20 protein-coding genes, 1 tRNA gene and 2 pseudogenes are annotated in these 21,217 nt (G+C 51.1%); 6 read left to right on the top strand and 17 right to left on the bottom strand.

Annotated features, from left to right (window positions below; genetic code table 11):
* Positions 1–2: 2 nt before the first annotated feature.
* From DYE26_RS31325 to DYE26_RS31305, 5 genes are all read right to left on the bottom strand, one after another.
* Complete coding sequence (locus tag DYE26_RS31325) at positions 3–974, bottom strand: iron-hydroxamate ABC transporter substrate-binding protein (RefSeq protein ID WP_036620609.1); 972 nt, start codon at positions 972–974, stop codon at positions 3–5.
* 133 nt (positions 975–1,107) lie between these two features.
* Positions 1,108–2,763 (bottom strand): AraC family transcriptional regulator, encoded by a 1,656-nt coding sequence (locus DYE26_RS31320; RefSeq protein WP_036627704.1) that lies wholly within the window; start codon positions 2,761–2,763, stop codon positions 1,108–1,110.
* Positions 2,764–2,903: 140 nt separating this feature from the next.
* Positions 2,904–3,593, bottom strand: a complete 690-nt coding sequence (locus DYE26_RS31315; protein ID WP_036620607.1) for a BofC C-terminal domain-containing protein — start codon at positions 3,591–3,593, stop codon at positions 2,904–2,906.
* Positions 3,594–3,695: 102 nt separating this feature from the next.
* Positions 3,696–3,769: transfer RNA gene (locus DYE26_RS31310), tRNA-Pro, on the bottom strand.
* Between the two features lie 92 nt (positions 3,770–3,861).
* Positions 3,862–4,341: a nucleoside deaminase gene (locus DYE26_RS31305; protein ID WP_036620605.1), complete on the bottom strand. Its 480-nt coding sequence runs from the start codon at positions 4,339–4,341 to the stop codon at positions 3,862–3,864.
* 245 nt (positions 4,342–4,586) lie between these two features.
* On the opposite strand from DYE26_RS31305, the gene DYE26_RS33230 reads away from it, so the two are divergent.
* The gene (locus tag DYE26_RS33230) at positions 4,587–4,895 is read left to right on the top strand and encodes a hypothetical protein (RefSeq protein WP_124332599.1); all 309 of its coding nucleotides are present in this window, start codon (positions 4,587–4,589) and stop codon (positions 4,893–4,895) included.
* 727 nt (positions 4,896–5,622) lie between these two features.
* Here the strand turns inward: DYE26_RS33230 and DYE26_RS31295 are convergent.
* From DYE26_RS31295 to nikA, 6 genes are read right to left on the bottom strand one after another with little or no spacing between them, the layout of a single operon-like run.
* Entirely contained in the window at positions 5,623–6,150 is a 528-nt protein-coding gene (locus tag DYE26_RS31295) for a GNAT family N-acetyltransferase (protein WP_036620603.1), read from the bottom strand.
* Between the two features lie 19 nt (positions 6,151–6,169).
* Positions 6,170–6,931 carry an ABC transporter ATP-binding protein gene (locus DYE26_RS31290; protein ID WP_036620601.1) on the bottom strand — a complete coding sequence of 254 codons (762 nt, stop codon included), beginning with the start codon at positions 6,929–6,931 and terminating at the stop codon, positions 6,170–6,172.
* Positions 6,928–7,725, bottom strand: a complete 798-nt coding sequence (locus DYE26_RS31285; RefSeq protein ID WP_036620599.1) for an ABC transporter ATP-binding protein — start codon at positions 7,723–7,725, stop codon at positions 6,928–6,930. Before DYE26_RS31285 ends, DYE26_RS31290 begins: the two co-directional genes overlap by 4 nt.
* Positions 7,725–8,573, bottom strand: coding sequence for a nickel transporter permease (nikC, locus tag DYE26_RS31280; RefSeq protein ID WP_036620596.1), 849 nt, complete (start codon positions 8,571–8,573; stop codon positions 7,725–7,727). The genes DYE26_RS31285 and nikC overlap by 1 nt, the downstream gene beginning before the upstream one ends.
* Positions 8,570–9,517 (bottom strand): nickel ABC transporter permease, encoded by a 948-nt coding sequence (gene nikB, locus DYE26_RS31275; protein ID WP_036620594.1) that lies wholly within the window; start codon positions 9,515–9,517, stop codon positions 8,570–8,572. The genes nikC and nikB overlap by 4 nt, the downstream gene beginning before the upstream one ends.
* Positions 9,518–11,071, bottom strand: coding sequence for a nickel ABC transporter substrate-binding protein (nikA, locus tag DYE26_RS31270; protein ID WP_051985318.1), 1,554 nt, complete (start codon positions 11,069–11,071; stop codon positions 9,518–9,520).
* 75 nt (positions 11,072–11,146) lie between these two features.
* Between nikA and DYE26_RS31265 the strand changes: the two are divergent.
* From DYE26_RS31265 to DYE26_RS31245, 5 genes and pseudogenes are all read left to right on the top strand, one after another.
* Positions 11,147–11,972, top strand: a pseudogene (locus tag DYE26_RS31265) (ArsB/NhaD family transporter); the annotation flags it as partial.
* Positions 11,971–12,126, top strand: a pseudogene (locus tag DYE26_RS31260) (low molecular weight phosphatase family protein); the annotation flags it as partial. The pseudogenes DYE26_RS31265 and DYE26_RS31260, both read left to right, overlap by 2 nt.
* A 109-nt stretch (positions 12,127–12,235) precedes the next feature.
* Positions 12,236–13,159: a permease gene (locus tag DYE26_RS31255; protein ID WP_036620593.1), complete on the top strand. Its 924-nt coding sequence runs from the start codon at positions 12,236–12,238 to the stop codon at positions 13,157–13,159.
* A 19-nt stretch (positions 13,160–13,178) separates the two neighbouring features.
* Positions 13,179–14,192, top strand: coding sequence for a TIGR03943 family putative permease subunit (locus DYE26_RS31250; RefSeq protein WP_036620591.1), 1,014 nt, complete (start codon positions 13,179–13,181; stop codon positions 14,190–14,192).
* Positions 14,193–14,222: 30 nt separating this feature from the next.
* Positions 14,223–15,230, top strand: a complete 1,008-nt coding sequence (locus DYE26_RS31245) for a CobW family GTP-binding protein (RefSeq protein WP_036620589.1) — start codon at positions 14,223–14,225, stop codon at positions 15,228–15,230.
* A 54-nt stretch (positions 15,231–15,284) separates the two neighbouring features.
* Here the strand turns inward: DYE26_RS31245 and DYE26_RS31240 are convergent, their stop codons facing one another.
* From DYE26_RS31240 to DYE26_RS31215, 6 genes are all read right to left on the bottom strand, one after another.
* Positions 15,285–16,487 (bottom strand): MFS transporter, encoded by a 1,203-nt coding sequence (locus DYE26_RS31240; RefSeq protein ID WP_036620587.1) that lies wholly within the window; start codon positions 16,485–16,487, stop codon positions 15,285–15,287.
* Positions 16,488–16,683: 196 nt separating this feature from the next.
* Entirely contained in the window at positions 16,684–17,664 is a 981-nt protein-coding gene (locus DYE26_RS31235; RefSeq protein WP_036620585.1) for a helix-turn-helix transcriptional regulator, read from the bottom strand.
* 211 nt (positions 17,665–17,875) lie between these two features.
* Positions 17,876–18,478, bottom strand: coding sequence for an ABC transporter ATP-binding protein (locus DYE26_RS31230; protein WP_036620584.1), 603 nt, complete (start codon positions 18,476–18,478; stop codon positions 17,876–17,878).
* Positions 18,469–19,299: an ATP-binding cassette domain-containing protein gene (locus tag DYE26_RS31225; protein ID WP_036620581.1), complete on the bottom strand. Its 831-nt coding sequence runs from the start codon at positions 19,297–19,299 to the stop codon at positions 18,469–18,471. The genes DYE26_RS31230 and DYE26_RS31225 overlap by 10 nt, the downstream gene beginning before the upstream one ends.
* Before the next feature lie 75 nt (positions 19,300–19,374).
* Positions 19,375–20,211 carry an ABC transporter permease gene (locus DYE26_RS31220; RefSeq protein WP_036620579.1) on the bottom strand — a complete coding sequence of 279 codons (837 nt, stop codon included), beginning with the start codon at positions 20,209–20,211 and terminating at the stop codon, positions 19,375–19,377.
* Entirely contained in the window at positions 20,211–21,179 is a 969-nt protein-coding gene (locus DYE26_RS31215; RefSeq protein WP_036620577.1) for an ABC transporter permease, read from the bottom strand. The genes DYE26_RS31220 and DYE26_RS31215 overlap by 1 nt, the downstream gene beginning before the upstream one ends.
* Positions 21,180–21,217: the final 38 nt, after the last annotated feature.

The raw sequence follows: 21,217 nt of genomic DNA, 5'->3' as shown, positions 1-21,217 counted from the left end.
GGTTACTTGCCCAGGAAACTTTTCTTAAAGAAGTCCAATTGGTATTCCATGCTGAGCGGGTCGTTGAAATAGAAAGCTTTCGCATCGGCTTCAAAAACCCGGTTGTTTTTGACGGCAGGGATATTTTTGTAAGACTGCGTATTCTGGAAGGAATTGTCCTCGTCGGCATTTTTGCTGAAAATAATATAGTCCCCCACGTAATCCTGCAAAACTTCGGAGGATACCGCGAAATAGCCGTCCTTTTTCGTTGCTTCCTTGGTTTTCTCCGGCAGGCTGAAGCCCAAATCGCCATACAAAAGTTCGGTGCCGCGCCCAAAATTGTAGCCATACACGTAAAGCTGCTTGTTGAACGTCTCGATCACCGAGACCGTCGCGCCTTCGCCGACCTTCGCTTTAATCTCTTCGCCGGCCTGCTTCGTCCGCGCCTTGAAATCATTCACCCAAGCCTGGGCTTCTTTTTCCTTGTTCAGCAGTTTGCCGATTTCCAGCTGCTGCGTCAAATAGTCGACTTTTCCGTACGTAAAAGTAACCGTTGGCGCAATTTGCTTGAGCTTGTCTACGTTTTTAATATCAGACTGTCCGATGATGAGGTCCGGCTGCAGTTCGATGATCTTCTCCAAGCTTTCGTCCGTCACCGTTTCCACGTCTTTCAGCCGGTCTTTGAATTGCGGGTTTTCCTTGGACATCTCGTCCGCTCCGACGATCGGCACATTCAGCTGCATGACATTGCCCGTCAGGAACCTGGTCAAGACAACGACGCGCTGCGGATGGGCCGGAACCTCGACTGGGCCGTTTTCGGATTGATAAGTCATGGTCCCGGAGTCAGGCTCGTTTGAAGACTGGGAAGACCCGGGGGAAGAATTCCCGCTATCGCCTGTGCGATCGGTTTGATTTGCGCCTTGACTTTGACTTGCGCCGCACGCGCTCAGCATAACCGCTAATGACAGAACAAACGGAATAAGCAGCTTTCTCATCAGATGACTCTCTCCCTTACAATAGCTATGTGTCAATGAGGACACTAATTGATAATGAGTTTCATTTTCATAACTAATTATATTCAGCCTTATTTCGCTTAACCATAGCTTATTGTTAGGGAAGGAGCTTGGACTATTGGATGCTGGAAAATAACGCCACAGCACGTTGCAACTGCAGGCGGATGGACACGGGATTGTATGGAATCCATTCGTCCATGTCCAAATGATGCACCTTGTTCCGCTGTACGGCGGAAAGCTCTTTCCAGTACGGGGACTGAAACAAGGCTTCCGCGTGTGCGGTGGAACCTTTGGCATCGGGAAACACGATCACGAGCAGGCGATTCCCCGCAACATCGGCCAGCTCCGCCGGCTCGATGGGAATCGAATGGAATGTATTGCCCAGCTTATGATTAAGCTGCTGTATTTTTGCCGGGGGTCTTAGCCCAAGCGAATGGTATATCACGTACCCGGCATTGCGGGCGCCGTAAACGAGCAGTCCCTCCGGCCGGACAACCAAAATCGCCACGGTTTCGTCCGCGGCCGCCCTTTGCCGTACCAAAAGACGAGCCGACTTCTCCTCTTGTTCAAATGCCGCCAGCCACGCTTCCGCCCTTTCGCTTTGCCGAATCGCCCGGGCAATCAGGCGAAGATGATCCTTCCAGCCAAGTTCCATCCACGGAATTTCTACCACAGGCGCGACCGCCCGCAGCTGCTCGGGATTCAGACCGTGTCTGTGCAAATGCTCCCCCGCCGCGATAATCATATCCGCTTTGGTATCCAGCAGTGCCGACTTTAATTGCTCGAAGGTACAATCCGTATGGATAAATCTCATCGCTTGCGGCTGCGGCAGTTCTGCGGTATGGACATACTCGCCGTTCTCCGAAATCGTGAGCACCGGTTCGCGCCCCAGCAGCAGCAGATGGCTGGCATAAGGAGTAAGCATGACGGCCACGCGCTGCGGAGAAATGCTGTGATAAACCGTCGGGGATACTCCAATCTGCCGTTTGAAACGGCGGCTAAGGTAAAACTCATCCTTGTAGCCGACCTTCTGCGCGATCTCCCTGAGCGTGCCCGAACCGCCGATCAGCAGCTCGACGGCCCGGTGAACGCGCAGCCGCGACAGATATTCCTGGGGCGAAAAGCCGGTAATCCGCTTAAATAAAATAGAATAATGCGAACTGCTTACGCCCGCCATCGCGGCCAACTGCTCACGGGTTATTTTGTCTCTAAAGCGGTTCTCCATATAAGCGATGCTTCGCTCCATGCTTAGCTCCCCATTGGCCGAATGGGTTCCCCCGGATCGGGACAGCAGCTCAAAAATAATCCGGTAAAACACCATTTGATTTTGGACATGCCGGGCCTCATAAGCCGGTGAACGATAAAGATACAACTCCTCCAGCATGGCCACGATCCCAGGTTCATTTGGAAAAAATCGCACATTCTTGCCATCGATCAGCTCGCTGCCGCGCATCGCGGAGCCGCTATACTGGGATATGGTCTGCTCCGAGATGCCGATGGAAAGCTTGTAGGCGTGCAGCGGTCCAAGGGAATCGGTCATCAGCGCGGCATGGGTCCCGGCCGGAAGCAGTATGACCGTGCCTTCGGCAAGCTCAAAGGTCTGATCGCCGCTTCTGAGGACAGCTTTGCCGGCGGCGAGCCCGATCAGCACCGCGAACTCTTCATGGATTTTATGTGCCGGCAAATTTGAAGTACCGTATAGCGAACGAATTTGAACAGCCGTATATAATGGAAAGCGGAACTCCGTCCACTCCGAAACAAGGTTGGTCAACGCAAAAGCCTCCATTGCGATGAAAATAAGCAGCTTCTTTCTCCGATAGTACCACACTGAGGGACAGCGTCAACGTCCATTAAAAAAGCGCCCCCATCCCTAATTCGGAATGGGGGCGCTCCTTTGGCCCGCCGCGTTTGCTACCGCTCTTCATTTTGCTGCATGACCTTTTCGGTCTGCTCCAAGGCAAAATCGCTAAAAGTGGACAAAACGCTGTTGTACTCTTCTACGTCCTGAATGCGGATGCCCTGCTGCAGCTGCTTCAAAACATCCGCCGGCAAGGCGCTCTCCATCATCTCTACATCCAATTGAAAAAAGGTCCGGATGACCTTTTCCTTCTTGGGAGGCCCATCGAACAACGTCAGATTTCCGTCCTTGTCGATGCCGATGTATCCTTGCTTGCTGCAGGTTTCGGACAGCCCGTTGATCCTTTCGTCGATCCACACATCGCCGCCGGCCGCAAGCCGCCCTTCCCATTCCGGATGGGCTTTCATCAATGCCGCGATTTCGTCCGGCCGCATAATGCCCAATACGCTGCTTTCTTCGCCACAGGTATAGATTTTATTCAAATGAACGATGCGGTTGCGATCCGTTCTCTTCAATTCGGTCAACCAATCTTCCTCGGTAGCTTCGGGCGCTGCCTTCTGAAGTTTGCCCCAAGTTTCCATCGCGATCGGCTCATTGGTCATCAAGTTTTCCATCTGTTCGGACAAGGGCATCCCGAGCCAAGCCATGATCGCAACCAAACTGCAGGCGCCGATCGTCCAGATGGCACGTCTCCATCTTCTCCATCTTCTTTTGAGTTGCTTTTTGATATGGAAGATATTCACGGTTATCCCCTTCTGTCGGAGTTTATTTTCTATTGTGACCGACGGAAAGGGGATTTATTCAGTTCAAAAAAACAGCCATCCGCGCGGATGACTGTTGATGGATCGGGACGACACGATTCGAACATGCGACCCCCTGGTCCCAAACCAGGTGCTCTACCAAGCTGAGCTACGTCCCGTAAAATTTCAGGCCCCCCAGAAATCAGGCCACTTTTTCTATTATAGCGTCGGCAATTAATTAGTCAACTCTAATTTCTTGGTTACCTGCATATCAGTATTCGATCTTGCTGCTGGAAGCTCTCCAAGCGTTAAACGGCAGCAGGCTTTCGGCTGTTTTGATTTGCTCCATTGGAATAAACCGTTGATCCATCGGTTTGGCGATTTCTTCATAAATGAACTGATCGTCAAATCCGATCCCGGCCGCCTCCTCCTTGGTGCAGGCATAATAGACGGCGTCGGGACGAGCCCAATATATCGCCCCAATACACATCGGACAAGGCTCGCAGCTGGTGTAGATCGTACAACCCTTAAGCTGAAAATCGCCCAAATGCCGGCAGGCTTCGCGAATGGCCTGCACCTCGGCATGAGCTGTAGGATCATTAAGCGAGGTAACAAGGTTTCGTCCCGTCCCGATGATTTTCCCATCCTTAACCACAATCGCGCCAAAAGGACCTCCCTGCGCAAGGCGTACATTTTCGTAAGCTTCGCGTACCGCCGTTTTCATCCAATATTGATGATTATTTTCTCCCATATGTTGTCACCTCTCTTGTAATGCACCTAAAGCGGTGCTTTCAAGCATTATACCCCGAATAACCCGCTTTCGAAAAAGCATGAATGAGTCCAAATTGAGCTGGAGATAATTTTAGCATAATTCTTACTTCCGGTGGTACAGTGTAAACCAAGCGAACGTTTCCGATACCCGTTCAGAATTGGATACGGATATACAGCCGATTTCACCCGTATTGGAATCCAATTTAAAGTGGCTCGAATCGCGTTTTGAACACTGCAGCGATTTATCCATTTTTCAGTGGCATTTTCCGACCGGAGCCCCGGCACACCGTATTTTCCGTTTATTTTGATTCGTTAATTGAACATAAAACATTAAATTATATGAAATCAACGCTTCAGGACCTGATCCCCCATGAACTAGGCCCTGCAATTTCCGTTATTCCTGAAGATATAATTCGCTTTTTCGGCAACCACGATGTCTCCTTGCAAACTACCAAGCTTGTAAACGATTTAAAAGAAGCTGCGGATGATATTGGATTAGGAGACCGGATTTATCGTAAAAATCCAGCCCTATAGAAAAGGTGGAAGCGGAATTGGGAAGAGCGTTTCGCTGATACTCAAGCCGACATTAAAATAAAAGTTGAAATAAAAAATAGCGGAACCGCAACGCCTAAACCGCTCTCCATGGACAATTAGCGGAGAAGCACGAACAAGTGACTGAAAAAATGATGGTTGTGATTTCGAGTTATTTGTTAATGACGTTTTATAATCTTCCCTGTACGGCAAGATCGCATATGGTGTGACCGTCATTGTCTCCATTTATCTTGGTATTGAGTATGTTGGGGAAATTGGATTGCCGCTTCTTGCCGCATGGCTGTTTAAAGATTTGGGTCATAGTATCGTCAAGTATTTAGAAATAGCTTCTTAGAAAGGGGCAGCCTAATCTTTAATGAATAAGCAAATCATAAGTCAAGAACAATGGATCGTATTGTTTTTTGTTTATTTGACCGGCTCGGTTATTGTAAATCATCAGGATTGCCCAGATTCTCTATTAGAACTTCTATAACTCGGCTAATCACGGAAGACTGCTTTGATTTGAAACGATCATAGTATTCATTCGTGATTTTTTTTGACGGTTGTTTCGATATATTCTTTCATCTGCTGGACCGTTTCCATGCCCAATAATACAGATGTTTCCATGAGTTAATCTTGCATGTGCTCTGTATCCACAGTATGTACAATGGCCATATAAAGCTGGATACAATAGGATTTTGTCAAATCCATCCCCAGCCTTAAATGCAATTCACTCAATTGAACACGACTTGCTCCTTTCCATATGAATCGTTTCCCAATCGTCCCGTTGGTCCAGGAAGATCGAAAATCCCTGACGCTGCCAAAATGCGACCGCGCCGCTTAAGAAATGATGAGTGTGCAAATACAACATCGGGTACCCGGCATCCATGGCAAAGTTCGCTGCCTTCCGAAAGAGAAGGGAGCCGACCCCAGCCCTTCTGGCTGCCGGACCGACAAAACACCGGACAATCTCCGCTACGCTTTCTTGATTATAGCGACCGCGGATCGCTTCAATGCGATCGTCGTAACGCAACACGCCGATGGTTCCGACCACTCGGCCATCTTCTGCGGAGGCTACAAAAAATGAAGCATCCTCGGGTCCCAAATAAACCTGTTCAAAATCCGCCATGTCTTTTGGTAATGGATCATTCTGGAGCATGGGAAACACTTCACTGCGTATGCCCACCATAAAATCGATCGCAGCCTGAACTTGCTCCTTTGTCACTTCGTTCACGGAAACAGCCATTCTCGTGTTCATCCTTTTCTCCCTCTGGTTGCTAAAAAATTGAAATGAGCTCTTGGGTATACGGGTGCCGTTCATCGGACAACAAATGATCGCGATGGAATTGATCGACAAGCCGCCCTTCTTTCATCACCAGAATACGCCCGCTCATTTGCGCGACAGCGGCCAAATCGTGCGAAATGAATAAATAAGAAAGATTCAAAGATACGCGAAGCTCCGCCAATAAAGCAAGAATCGCCCCTTGCGAGATCACATCCAGACTTGCGGTAGGTTCATCCAATACAAGAAGTTCCGGTTCGATGCTGATCGCACGGGCAATCGTCACCCGCTGGCGCTGTCCGCCGCTTAATTCATGCGGATAACGGTCCGCCAGGCTCTCCGGCAGTTGGGCGGCTTCAAGAAGCTGCTTCACAAAGGCCTTCTTTGAGGTATAGGAAAAATGCCGCAGACTCAGCTGTTTTCGATACTGTTCGTATGGATCGATTAGAGAATCTTTTATTTTTAGCTTCGGGTTCAACGCGGCCAATGGATTTTGCAGCACAATCTGCATCTTTTGCCGATAAGCGTGCAATTGGCGCTCATTCAGGCGTTCAATCGCTTCATCCTTGAAATAAATCGAACCTCCGTCGATCGCCTCGATGCGCAGCAAACAGCGGGCGAGCGTGCTTTTGCCGCAGCCGCTTTCACCGACAAGGCCAAGACATTCGCCTTGATGCAGTTCAAAGGAGAGCGGATGAATCGCCGTTTTTTGCCCTTGATAGGATTTGGTCAGGTTTTTCACCGTAAGCAGCTTCATACGATCTCCGCCTCCCGCACACTTGTTGAAAGGAAGCGATCAATCGTCGGGGCCGCGTTGATTAATTGTTTAGTATACGCATGCTGGGGGTTGCCAAGCACATGATCTTTCTCTCCTGCTTCAACCACTTGGCCTTCTTTCATGACAGCGATGCGGTTTGCATAACGTTTCACGGGGCGCCAATCATGCGTGATAAACAGAATGGCAAAGCCGGTTTCCTTCTGTCTCTTTGCAAGCAACTCCAAAATCTTGTGCCCGGAGACACTATCCAATGCCGTGGTGATTTCATCGGCGATCAATAAATCCGGCGACAGCAGCAGCGCCATTGCAATGGAGACACGCTGAAGCTGCCCCCCGCTTAACTGAAACGGATATCGCTTGTACACGGACTCATCCAACCCGACGGAATCAAGCGCGTCCAATGCGCTTCGTTGCCGGGCTCGGGAATCGGAGTTGCCGTGAGCTTTCTGGTATTCTTCAAAGTGTTGGCCAATCGTTCTAAAGGGGGTAAAAGAACCCTGATAATCCTGAAACACATACGACAGTTTTGAGCCGCGAATCGTTCTCAACTGTCCAGGCGATAAAGCAAATAAATCCCGTTCCTTATAAAAAATGCTCCCCTCTGCCTGCAAATTAGGGGGAAGCATGCGGCCAATGGCTTGAGAGAGCAACGTTTTCCCGCTCCCGCTTTGTCCGACCAGGGCATGCCAATCTCCCTCGCGAATAGAGAGCGACACGTTGTCGACAAGTTTCTTGTCTCCGCTGCGAATCGATACCTGTCTGATCGACAACATCACGATTGCACCTCCTTCTTGACATCAAAACGATCGCGCAAATAATCCCCCAGCATATTCGTCAGCAGCACGGCAATCACGATCGCCAAACCGGGATAGATCATGAATTCGGGTTTGGACTGAAAATAAGGCCGGGCATCGTTCAGCATGGCCCCCCATTCAGGTGTCGGCGGCTGCACTCCAAGGCCAATGTAAGAAAAGGCCGAAATGAGCAAAATCACTTTTCCAAGATCGAGACTGGCGAGTACGAGAACATGCCCTGCAATATGAGGAAATAAATGCTTGCGCATGATCTTGCCGGAAGACAGCCCGTTTGTTCGGGCAATGAGCACATAGTCTTTTTGGGACTCCGCTAATACGGTGCTGCGAACAAGACGGGCATAACTGACCCACTTTACGATGACAATCGCCAACACCAGGTTGCCGATCCCCGCTCCAAGCAAACCGCTTAGGACAATAGCCACAATCGTATCCGGAAAGGCCAAAAATCCATCGGCTATGCGCATAAAAATCCGATCCACCAGCCCGCGTCTAAATCCTGAGATCAGACCGAACGGGATCCCGATGACGAGGGAAACGATCAAGGCCAGCAAGCTGTAACCAATCGTTTGCTGCCCCCCTAACAAGAGCCTGGTCAGCACATCCCGACCAAGCTGATCGGTCCCCAGCGGATGCTGCAGGCTTATTCCCTGAAGGCGATTGTCCAGATTCGTTAATGTTGGATCATGACGCAAAACAAAAAAGGCATAAATGACGACGACCCCTGTCAGGAGTACGCACATCCATGCGATCACCCCCAGCCATCCGCGCTTTTTTGCTTTTGGCCATGGTAAAGACGATCCTTTCATCCGCCCATCGCCCTTTCCTTTAGTCTCATCTCGGGGTTTAAATACCGGTAAGATAAATCCACGCACGTATTCACAATAAAAACAATCACCGCCATCATCAGAATGTATCCCTGAATGAGCGGATAATCGCGCCCGCGTATGGCATCCACGACAAGTTTGCCGATCCCCGGATACGCAAACAATACTTCAATGACCAGCACGCCGCCAATCAAGCTTCCCAAGCTGACTCCGAAAAAGGTAATGACGGGGGGAAGGCTGTGACGAAACGCATGGACGAGAAATATTCTCCGCTCGGATAACCCGCGCGCCCTCGCCGCTCGGATAAATTCCTGGCTGAGCGAATCAAGCAAGCTGGAACGAAGCAAGCGAACATATACACTGGAGATCGCCAGGCCCAGCGTCAGAGACGGCAGGACCCATGTGAGCAGGCCGTCTCTCCCCATGGTGGGAAGCCAGTTTAACCGCACACCGAATAAATCAATGAACAGCAGGCCAAGCCAAAAACTGGGGACGGCCGCTCCAAGAATGGAGAGGATTCTGCCCACATGATCGATCCAGCTGTTCCGGTAAAGAGCGGATAGCGAACCAAGCGGAACCGACACCATCAACATGACGATGAGCGCGCCAACCGCCAGTTCCAGGGTGGCGGGCAGCCCCATGAAAATAACATCCATGACGGGCTGGCCGGTCATATAAGAGTTACCGAAATCAAGCTGAATGAATTTAAGCAGCCAACGTCCATATTGGACAAGCAATGGCTCGTTGAATCCCATTTCCTCTCTCAGGGTCTCTACTTGCGCTTGACTAACGGATAATTCATCCACATTCAAAATGGTTAAAACCGGGTCGCCAGGCGCAAGCCGAATAAACAAAAAGCTGACAAACGTAATGAATAACAAAAACAGCAGGACTTCCAGAAACTTACGAACCAAAATTTGAATCACTTAATTCACATCCAACCGGTTTGTGATCATGTAATATTCGCTTCGGGTTGTCACCCAATTTTTTACTTTGTTTTCGTTATAGGCCACAATGGTCGAAGGATGCAGAACAAACGAATTAATCCGGTTTTCGTGGACATAATCGGCGATTTGCTCGGCTAGCAACGCGCGTTCCTCCTGACTGACCGTTTGATTGAGCCTGTCGATCATGGCCGTCAGTTCGGGTTCCTGAGCGCCGCTAAAGTTGAGGGCGCCCGTAGGGTGATACGTCGCATTCAAATAATAGCCTGCATCCCCGCGCGGGGCGGTTAGATTGCTATACGTCGCAAGATCCCAATCGCGGTTGGACGCCATGTATTCCTCAGGGACATCAATCTGGCGAATGTCAACTTCGATTCCGATCTGTTTGGCGTCCGATTGAAAAACTTGTGCGATTAACGGCAGATCGGCTCTTGCGCTATATGTTAGCAGGATAAATTTGAGCGGTTCGCCGTCTTTTTGCATTTTTCCGTCTATAAGGGAGAATCCTGCCTTTTTCAAGTATTCAATCGCCACGTCGGCTCCGGTATCATTCTGTTCATACGTTGGCGCGAACGGCAGCGACGGTAAAAATGGCCCGACCGCAGGTTCAGCGTAGCCCAACAAAATGGTATCGACGATCTTCTGCCGATTGATGAGCGCATCAACCGCCCGGCGCACATTGACGTCCTGCAAGCTTTTACGCTGCATATTCATGGTGATTTGGTGTACACGAAAGGTTGCGGTGGATTCAACCTTAATTCCATTCTGATCCTGCAAAGATTCCAGACTTTCCACCTCCGGACGATAAACGATATCCACTTGCCCGGATTTCAAGGCGAGCGTGCGAGCATTCGCATCCTCATTAAAAGCAAACGTTACGGAATCCAGATTGGAGGCTCCATCCCAATAATCATCATAGCGCTCGAGTTCAAGCTTGCTCCCCGGCGAGAACGACTTTAATACGAAAGGGCCGGTTCCTACAGGATGGTTGACAATGTCTTCTGCCGCTGCATCAATAATGGAGACATTCGGATTCACCAGCTCGGATACGAACTCGGGAAAGGGCGTCTTGGTTTTTATTTTCAGCGTATAATCGTCTACCGTTTCGATCTTTTCGATCTTGAGCGCATTTTGAATCGCCACACTCTCCTTCAATGCGCGTTCAAGAGAAGCTTTCACCGCTTCCGCATCCATTTTCTTACCGTTATGAAACGTGACGTTTTCCCGAACTTTAATCGTCCAATGCTGACCATCCGTACCTTCCCAGCTTTCTGCCAGCCAAGGTGCAATGGACAGATTGTCTTCATCCAGACGTACCAGCGTCTCCGTTATCCCTGCCCTTAGCGGGACATAACTTGAATCCACATGGGGATCTAAAGAATTCGTTGAGAAATTATATAGAAAATGAATGTGCTTCTTTGCTTTATTGCTCTGATCGGACTGGGTGCAAGCGCTGATCAAACTGATACAGATCAATAAGATGACAAACTTTAGAAAGTGTTCAGGGTAATGCCGAATGCTTTTATCAAATTTCATTGTAAGTACTCCCTTTTCGTAATTGTTACGATTTATATAATATCTTAATGAATTTTATATGACAAGTCCATTTAAATCGTATGGAATGCAACGCTTGCGTTTGCAGCGGTGATTTTGATCTCTCTGATCCTGGATGAGATCGGGTTCTTTGAATGGACCGCGCTGCATATGGTCCGTTTCTCCCGAGGTAACGGCAACCTGATGTTCGTCTACGTCGTCCTGTTGGGAGCTGCGGTTGCCTTTTGCTTCGCCAACGACGGGGCCGCACTTATCTTAACGCCAATCGTCCTCGCCAAATCAAGGATCGGCGCCTATTCAAGATCTCATGGATGATCTTGGCGGCTCTCCTGATCGCCTACCTGACGAGCGAATGGATCGGGATTCCGGTATCCATCATCGCCGGTGCAGCCGCGATCGTCTTTCAGATTCTGGCGAGACAAAGCCGGGAAATTCATACCTGGAAGATCGTCAAAGGAGCGCCATGGGCTGTCGTCGTCTTTTCCATCGGCATGTACGTCGTTGTGTATGGGCTCCGAAATGTGGGCCTGACAGATGGACTTGGGCATGTATTTAAGTGGATAGGCGATCAAGGACTGGTTCCTTGCGACCGTCGGTTCCTGGTTTGTTGCGGCAGTTCTCTCCTCTATGATGAACAACATGCCGACGGTCATGATCAACGCCTTGGCCATCGACGGCACGAATCCGCCAGGCATTCTGCGGGAGGCGTTCATTTATGCCAATGTGATCGGCTCTGACTTGGGACCTAAAATTGCGCCGATCGGATCTTTGGCTACCCTGCTATGGTTGCACGTTCTGTCCGGCAAGGGGGTAAAAAATCTCGTGGGGAGCCTATTTTAAAACGGGTATTGTCCTTACCGTTCCCGTATTGTTCATCACATGAGCATTGCCCGGTGATCATGAATCCTAACGTTATCAAATGGCATTGGGGTTTTGATGATCCGGCGAAAGCCACCGGCACCGAAGAAGAGATTATGACGCAGTTCCGCAACGTGCGGGATGCCATCAAATCGCGAATCGAAACGTTCGTTCAATAAGGGAAATATATGGGGAGCAGGTGAACTCATCTCCTTGTTATTTGTAGACATTACGATTAAAATGATAGAAGCAATGCATATTATTTAGTTATTAAAGGGGCTTTTATCATTGGCATGGCTTCAGTCAAGGTTTCCAGCAGACCTTCTTACCTTTAAAACGATGTTTATCAGCATTTTTCTGGAAGCACTTCCGTTTATTTTGCTGGGGGTCATTTCCTCGTCAATGCTGCAATGGTTCGTTTCGGAGCGACGCTTGGCGCGCATCATCCCCCGGAATCCCTTGCTGGGCATGCTGTTCGCAAGTCTTGGCGGCATGCTCTTTCCCATTTGCGAATGCGGCATGGTTCCGGTCGTGCGCCGGCTTGTCGCCAAGGGAATGCCGGTCTATATCGCAACGGTTTTTATCTTGAGCGGACCGATTCTGAATCCGGTCGTTCTTTTCGCGACCTATACCGCTTTTCGCAATCGCCCGGAAGTGCTTTATTCCAGAATCGGGCTCGCCATCATTGTTTCTTTCGTCGTCGGGCTGATCGTATACCGGTTTGTCCGCTACAATCCGCTCCGCTTGAATCTCGAAGCCTTGTACGATGAAGGCCCGGAAAGCATCAAACACGATACCTGGACGGGCAAATTCACCGCTTTTTTTATACATACGTTGAATGAGTTTTTTGAAATGAGCAAGTATCTTGCCATAGGGGCTTTGATAACGGCAATAATTCATACGTTTGTCAATACGGGGCAGCTGGCGGCGTACGGACAAGGTCCCGTCTCATCCCATCTGCTGATGTCCGGTTTCGCTTATCTTCTATCGATATGCTCGACTTCGGACGCCTTTGTCGCTTCTTCTTTCGTAGGCACCTTTTCCGCAGGGTCTCTGATCACCTTTCTGGTGCTGGGGCCGATGCTTGACTTGAAAGGAACGCTGATGCTGTTATCGGCATTTAAAACGAAATTTGTGGTGACATTAGCCGTGGCCATCCCGGCAACGGTGCTCGTTTTCAGCATCGGGCTGGATCAATGGTTGCTCAGATAGCTCACGAAAGGGGAGTATCATGAAGGATCGGAAGTCGATCACGTTATTTCATCATATCGTCAGGACCGTTTTATTACTGGGCCTTTCCGTGTATATCGCTTTTTTGGTCGAAACGGACAGCCTGCAGCTGTATATCGGCGTACGCATCATGCCATTGGTCAAAGCATCGGCCCTGGCCGTTTACGCGCTAGCCGTCATTCAGGGCTTTATTGCCTACAGAAGCTATAAGGGCTCCGTTATCGAATGCGATTGCTGCGGCAATCCGCCGGCCAGGTCCCGGACCAAGGCAAGTGTCCTTTACGGTGTGCTCGCCTTGCCGTTGTTGCTTGGCTTTTTGCTCCCCGATACCGTGCTTGGAGGCTCCTTTGCGAACAAAAAAGGGATGATCTTGGGGGCAGCCGCCTCCCCTTATGCTGCGTCGGGCTACTCGCCGCCAAAAGCAACGTCCTCCGATTCTTCCGACGCACCGGCTGGTTCCTCGGGCCATTCGTCGGATGGCTCCCCTGCCTCCACACTCGCCGAGGAGGAGGGAACTGCAAACGCCGCCGGACCAGCCGAATCGTCCGACTCTTTGGACGGGCTGTTTCAAGCGGAAGACGAGTTTGAACGGGAACTGGCCGAGCTGGCCAAACGAATTTACGTGCTGCCGGTGATCAACGTCAAACCGGAAATCTATATGGAGATCCTGTCTTCGGTCGTAGTGTTCAAGGAGCAGTTCATCGGCAAGGAAATCGAAATCGCCGGTTTTGTCTACCGCGAACCAGGTCTGGCGGACAATCAACTGGTAATCGGGAGAATTGCCGTCCAATGCTGCACGGCGGACGCGACGCCTTACGGGGTGCTGGCCGAATTCAACGGCGCCTCGGAGCTCAAGGACGACACCTGGGTCAAGCTGAAAGGCACCATCGGCCAAACCGAGTATAACGGAAACGCCATTATCAAAATCGATGCGACGGAATCAAACCTGATCGAAAGGCCAGACAACCCGTACATCTATCCCAACTTTGATTTTTTGAACGCCAGTGTTGAATAAAAATAGGAAGCCGAATCAGGAGGGACGTCAATGAAAACCCCCGTAATCATTATCAGCGGTTTTTTGGGCAGCGGCAAAACCACGCTGCTGCTTGAGCTGATCAAAACGCTGCACGGCCGGAACCTGGGGCCGGCGATTTTGATGAACGAATTGGGCAAAGCCGACGTGGACGGCCGAATCTTGTCCGAAGCCGTCCAGGGACTTCCGCTGGAAAAGCTGTTTGACGGTTGCATCTGCTGCAGCAAAAAAAGCGAAATCGCCGGTTCCCTTAAAGGCTTGCTCGCTTTGGCCCCCGACGTGATTCTCGTCGAGCTTACCGGCGTCGCCAATCCCGAGGAGGTCGTCGACGCCATGGCCGAACCCGAGCTGCTGAACGAGGTGATCCTGCATAAGATCATCACCGTGATCGACGCCGAAAACGCGCTGGAGTATAACAGCATCTTCGCCTCCGATAAGCAGCTCGTCCATACGCTCCGCCGCCAACTGGAAGTGGCGGACGTGATTCTTGTCAATAAGCAGGACCTCGTCTCCGACTCGCATTTATCCAAAGTGACCCGTTTGATTCAAAAACATAACGAGCAAGCCGCCGTCTTCAACACCACGCTCGGGAAATTTAGTCCCGAGGCCGTGATGGAAGGACTTGAACCATTAAATCGTCAAGCCAAGACCTCCGGCCGCCTTAAAATCGCGCCAGTCCGGCATCCCCATCAACATGGCGGCGATTCCGCTTCGTCAGCCGGACAGGGGAACGCTTCTTTTTCCCGCATTCAAAGCGTCTTCATTCCTATAAACGGACAAACGCCCATTTCCCTGAAAAAGCTGGAAAAATGGTTAAAAGCCAAGGGAAAGCATATTTTGCGTGCCAAAGGTTATGTTTGCCTTGAGGGTTCGCAGAGCGCCTCGCTGATTCAGTTTGCGGGCAAGCGTACCCACCACGAACGCACGGAATATCAAGGCCCTTACTATCTGGTCATCATCGGATACGAACTGGATGAACCCGCATTATTGGCGGAATGGCGGGCCGGCGGGTTCGGCTGACCGCATGCGCCAATAACGCACGTCCGCCTAACTCCTGCTTCGCCTCGCCGAGGCTTAGGAGTACTTTGAAGCTTCCTGCGAAAGCCCCCGGTCACGGATAGCCATGACTAGGAGCGCCCCGGACAAGAGAACCATTAAAGCAGCGGCAAAACCGTACGGAAGATGCTTGTCGATACGGTATAATCCGGTACTCAACAAAGGGGCCGCAACAGCGGCAATTCCTTGAACCATGCCGACGAGTCCGGCGATGCCGCCTTGTTGCTCCGGCGATACGGCAAGCGAAGCCCCCGTCATAAAACCCGGCATGATAAGTCCCGCACCGATCCCAAACAGAAGGTAAGCCGCATAAAACACGGACAACTTCGCAAAAAACAGCATACCGATAAAGCTGAGCATAAGCAGCAGCGCCCCCCACAAAATCTGCCGCCGGGGTTCGAGCTTCGAACGCTTCATCAGCAACCCTTGCGTTGCGATCATCGAAAAGCCGCAGATCATCAGCCCGAAGGAAACGAGGCGGGCCGCTTCTTTCGTTGTGAGCGACAGCTGATCTTGAAAATAAAATCCGCCGACGACCTGCAAAGATACGATGCACGCCATAACGGCCATCCCGGACAGCAGATAAATCCGGAGGCCTCGTTGCAACGGATTGATACGAGGGGGACGGGCACGAACAACCGCCTTGCGCTTTGGCACGACGAACACTACGGTTGCAAATGCGACGACGGGCAGAAGCGCGCCGACATAAAGCGGCCAGATCAAGCCAAGCAGCGCAAAGGCGCCTGCGATGGCAGGTCCGAGCACCAACCCAAGCCCATTAGCCGCTCCGATCAGCGCCATCCCCGCCGATCTGCCTTGTTCGTCCGTGACATCCGCCATATACGCTTGGGCGGAAGAAGGTACGGCCGGAATGAATGCGCCAATCAGCGTTCTTGCCGCAATCAGTAAAACAAGAAGAAGACCGCCGTTCAACAGATCGCGGAGTCCCGCATACATGACGGCGGTGAAGCACACATAGCTAATGAACATCCCGGCGAAACCGGCGAGAATGACCGGTCTTCTGCCGAATTTATCGCTCCATCTGCCCCATAACGGCGACATGACGGCCATGGCGACGGAGCCCAGCGAGATGATGATCCCGGAATGAACTTCGTTCAACCCCAACTCCCGCACGAGCGAGGGCATCACCGGCGCGATGATCATCAGCCCGACCATAGCGACGAATACGCTAAAAAACATGCCAAATCGAATATTCCCCATCTGTTCACACCTCCGGTATTCCGGCTGGCAGGCGACGCTTCGGAGCCGATAAAGGCCCCGTTTTCCGCTACATGAATGCGAATATACTCATTCATGTAGCGGAAAGCGCCCTACTGTCGCCGTTATACCTTCATTGTACGGAAACGGGCTTCGACTCCGCCGCTCCCGGACGGATTATCTTTAACGGTCGGCGGATTTATTTATTCGCCGCCGTCTTTCCGTTCCCCCTCAGACATTCGCTTGGATTGTGGCCGAACGTCCTACGGTAGGCAGCCGCAAAGTGGCTCAGATTCAGGTATCCAACGCGAAAAGCCGCTTGGCTGACCGTAGCTTCCCCCCCTTCCAATAAACGGCGGGCCTCGTTCAGCCTTAAGTGCCGGATATAACCGAACACCGTCGTGCCGAACAACTCTTTGAATCCCGCCTTCAGTTTGTAATCGTTGAGGCCTGCCGACCGCGCCAGCTCCAGCAAGCTGGGTGGCGTTCTCCAGCTATGGGCGAGCATCCCGCGGGCAAAGTGCAAGCAGCGGATATCTTCCGCACTCAATTTGGAACTCGAACGTCCTGAAGAAACGTTCATTTCCGCTTGATCGAGATAGGTGGCAATCAGTTCATAACATTTACCTTCAAGATAGAGATGGCGCAGCGGGCCCGCGTACGAACAATCCCTAATCTGCTCGAACAGCTTCACGATTTGCGGATGGCCGGGCAGTTGGCGGCTGAAAAATCCGCCGGGCGATCTGCGCGAAAGCTCCGACTTCAACGCTTCGAAACGGTGCAAATCGATACGAATCTCCATATGGGACAATGGCTCGACCGGGCTCAACTCCGCATTCAACCGATGATCCGACATGTACGCGAGCGTTGAGACGCCGGGAGCCAATTCGAATCCGGCCGAACCGTCCCCTGACCAGTTTCCGCAACCTGACATCGTATAAGAAATTTCCAAATGAGGGTACATCGTTTGGAATTGAAGGGAAAGCGGTTTGCTCAAGAAGCCTTCGTAGCTGCTAATCTCCAACCCGCTGCGCAAGTTTGTGCGAGTCGCTTTGACGGAACAGAAGGGAGCTTTCAGCGCATACGATCGCTGATTTTTGACCCGATCCTCATCCAACCGCCGAACGTTCGGGTACTCATACAAAGAGTCCAAATTATGAGTGATCACTTGAATGTTCAAAACAAACCCGCCCTTCCCCTCTCCTGACTGATGCTCAAATCATTTTGCATTTTTTTCGCCTCCTGTTGCCATGGCAACCGAGTTATCTCATACTCTCTACTACAATCCGCCTAAATGAGAACCATTCTCATCATTGTTCTTAATTATATCAAATGGGGGGAATCCTTCAATAGAAACTGGAGGGAACATGAACGAGATTATTTGCCTGATTTTAATCAAGCCCTACTTTGTACACGCGGTCGCACAGCCGATGAAGCAGGCTCTGCTCATGGCTGACCACAACGACGCCGATGGACCGGCTTTGGCAAATGTTCAAAAACGCGTGCCAAATTTGCGCTTGTGTAATGGCATCCAGCATGGTGGTCATCTCGTCGGCAATAATATATCGGGTATCAGGATGGAGCGCGCGAACGATGCAAAAACGCTGCTTCTCGCCTCCCGACAGCTCAAGCGGCCAGCGGTCCAGCCACTCCTTACGGATTTCAAAAGCCTCGAGAATTTCTGGGGAGGGGGTATAGGATTCGTTCAAAACATCCTTCATCCTCCACTTTGGATTGATCGCCTTTTCCGGATGCTGATAAATCAATTGCACCGGGCAAAAAGTGCGCCGCGCAAGCGGCTTCCCGTCCAGCATTACGCGGCCGGCGCGCGGCGGAACATAACCGGCGAGCATTCGGGCCAGCGTGGTTTTGCCGCATCCGCTGTAGCCCGACAATCCCAGTACTTCACCCGGTACAATCGTGATGTTTATGTCCTGCAGTATCCAGTTATCTTTCCGATAATAATAGCCCAGATTCTCTCCAACTAAAGCCAAGCTCGCTCAACTCCCCTTTCCTTCCATTCCAGATCGAAATCATTCTGCGGTAAAGCCCTCCAAAGCCGGCGCGTATATTCGGACTGGAGAAGTTCCCCGCTACCGTTAAATGCCGCCGCATCCGAAATTTCCACCGTCGTTCCGTCCCTCAAGACCGCCACCCGATCCGCAATTTCGAGTGCCGACACGATATCATGGGTAATCAGCATCACACCCGCCCCGTCGATCGCGAATTGCTTCAATTGCCGCAAGATTTCGGAGAGAGCCTGCGGATGGATTCCCGGTGTGGGCTCATCGGCGATCACCAGCTTGACTCCCTCACGAACGCTTGTAGCAAACAGCACTCTGCGCAGCATGCCACCCGACAATTCAAACGGAAAAAGGCGCCCGTCCCTTTCTTGCAGGCCGTATTGCGCGAACAATTCCTTCTGCTTTTTCTTTGCGGTTTTCCGGTCGAGCCCGATCTGAACCTGCCGCCCTACGCGCATCAGCGGATCGAGATAATTAACGGATTGCGGGATGAACGAAATTTCACTCCCCCTCAGGCGCTTCTTTCTTTCTTCCGTCAATGCTTCCCCTCTGTACAAGATTGTTCCGCTGCAGATCGCATTCCCGGGCAATATCCCCAACACGGCGTGAGCCAGCAAGCTTTTGCCGGAGCCGCTAGCTCCGACAACGGCCACGATTTCCCCCTCGCCAATTTCCACATGCATATTCGCTATGGGACGAATAATTCGCTTTTGTGCCCCCTTCAAATATTGTGAAAATCCAATCGACAAATCCTCCACTTTCAACAAAACATTTTTCTGAGCGCCTCCCATGATAACCTCCTAAAAGTTTTGTGAGCGTTACTTCCCTGATCAACTTCGTACAAGACTCGCTTCGGAAGCGTCGGCTCATTCGTGGGAACTGACCGGTTCCGTTAAAATGCGGAACTGTTCGCCGATACTGTCAAAGCTTTTGATGACCGTGACCAGCAGCAAGCCGGGAAACACGACCAACCACCATTTTCCGGTTGATATATGGTTCATCGCTTCCGACAGAATAATGCCTACAGCCGGCGTTTGCGGAGACAGGCCAAAGCCCAAAAAGGTCAGTGCCGCTTCATGCAGGATCACGTGAGGAAACATGAGCAGAAAGCCGATCATCATTTGCGGAAAAATCGCCGGCAGCATATGCTTTCTGGCTATATACCAAGAAGATTTTCCGAAGCTTTTGGAGATTTGAATATATTCGGCGTTTTTGATTTGGAGCACCTCCGCTCGGACGACTCTGGCCAGCGCCGTCCAATGCGTCAGCGAAATCCCCAATACGATGCCATACATGCCCCCGCCGGCTATAAAACAAATTAGCACCATAAAGACAAGATGGGGCATGCCGATAAACAAATCGATGACCCACGAAATGACCGCATCCACACCTTTACCGAACGTTGCCGCACAAATCCCCACGACTACGGCAATCAGCACACTGAGCAGGGAAGTAAACGCGCCGAGCGCCAGCGACAGACGCAAGCCTTTGATCGTCCGCGTGAACATGTCTCTTCCCAGCCAATCGGTTCCAAACAGATGATTGAAGCTTGGAGCCAGGTTTTTACCGCCTGCGCCCAAACGAAGATTGTCGTTACTCAGCAGGAAGCTGAGCAAGAGCAGCACAAACAGAAAACCGATCGAGGCGGCGAGCATCCGGATCATTTTTTTGCGAGCATTAAATCCTGCTTGTACGGACTGCATTACCGCGCCTCCTTCGTTCGGGGATCGATTACATTGTTCAGTACATCGGCAATCAGGTTTCCGGCAAAAACAAACAAGGAACTGATAAGAATGATCCCCACCATCAGCGGAAGATCGCCCTTCAAACCCGCCGTCGTTAAAGTGCTGCCGAGCCCGGGATAGGAGAATACCTGCTCGGCAAGCATAGAACCTCCGAACAGCTCGCCAAAATAGGCAAACTGGAGCGAAATCGCCGGAAGAATGGAGTTGCGGAAGCCGTGGTTTTTGAAGATTTGCCACCCGCTCTCTCCCCTGGCCCTGGCAAACACGACGTATTCCGAATTCAGGATGTCGATCATTTTCTCACGCGTGTGCATGGCGACATTGGCTACGCCCAAAATGCTTAAGGTTACCGCCGGCAAAACAAAGTGATGCAGCCGATCGATGAACCGCACCTCGCTTTCCATAACTCCCGCCGGCACAGCCAGACCAACGGGAAACCAATGAAGCCAAACCGCAAAAACGATCATCAGAATCAGACCCATCCAGAAAATGGGCGTTGACACCAGCGTATAGCTGTACCATTTGATCGCTCTGTCAATCATTTTCCCTCGGTTCATGGCGGCAATGCTGCCCAGAGCATATCCGATGACTCCGGACAGTACCCACGCCGTTCCCATCAGCGCCAGCGATGTTAAAAAGCGGCTTTGAATGATATCGAAAACCGGGCTGCGATACAGCAAAGAAGTGCCGAAATTGCCTTGCAATAACGCCCCCGCCCAGGAGAAATACTTCTCCACCGGACTTTGGTCGACGCCCCAATAAGCTTTGAACTTCTCGATTTGCTCCGGTGATGCCGAGCTGTCCCCGCCGATATAAGCATTCACGGGATCGATCGGCGAAAGTTGGACAAGCGAGAAGGTCAAAATGGATAATCCAATCAGCAGGGTAACTACACGAATGCAACGAATAGATATACTTCTGATCAAGCGAATCCCCCTTCTTTACAGATGATCATCGGCAGCGG

This window comes from Paenibacillus macerans (assembly GCF_900454495.1).
GTDB classification, from domain to species: Bacteria; Bacillota; Bacilli; order Paenibacillales; family Paenibacillaceae; genus Fontibacillus; species Fontibacillus macerans.
The sequence above is the reverse complement of the archived record's forward strand: the minus strand, read 5'-3'. Positions and strand labels throughout refer to the sequence as shown.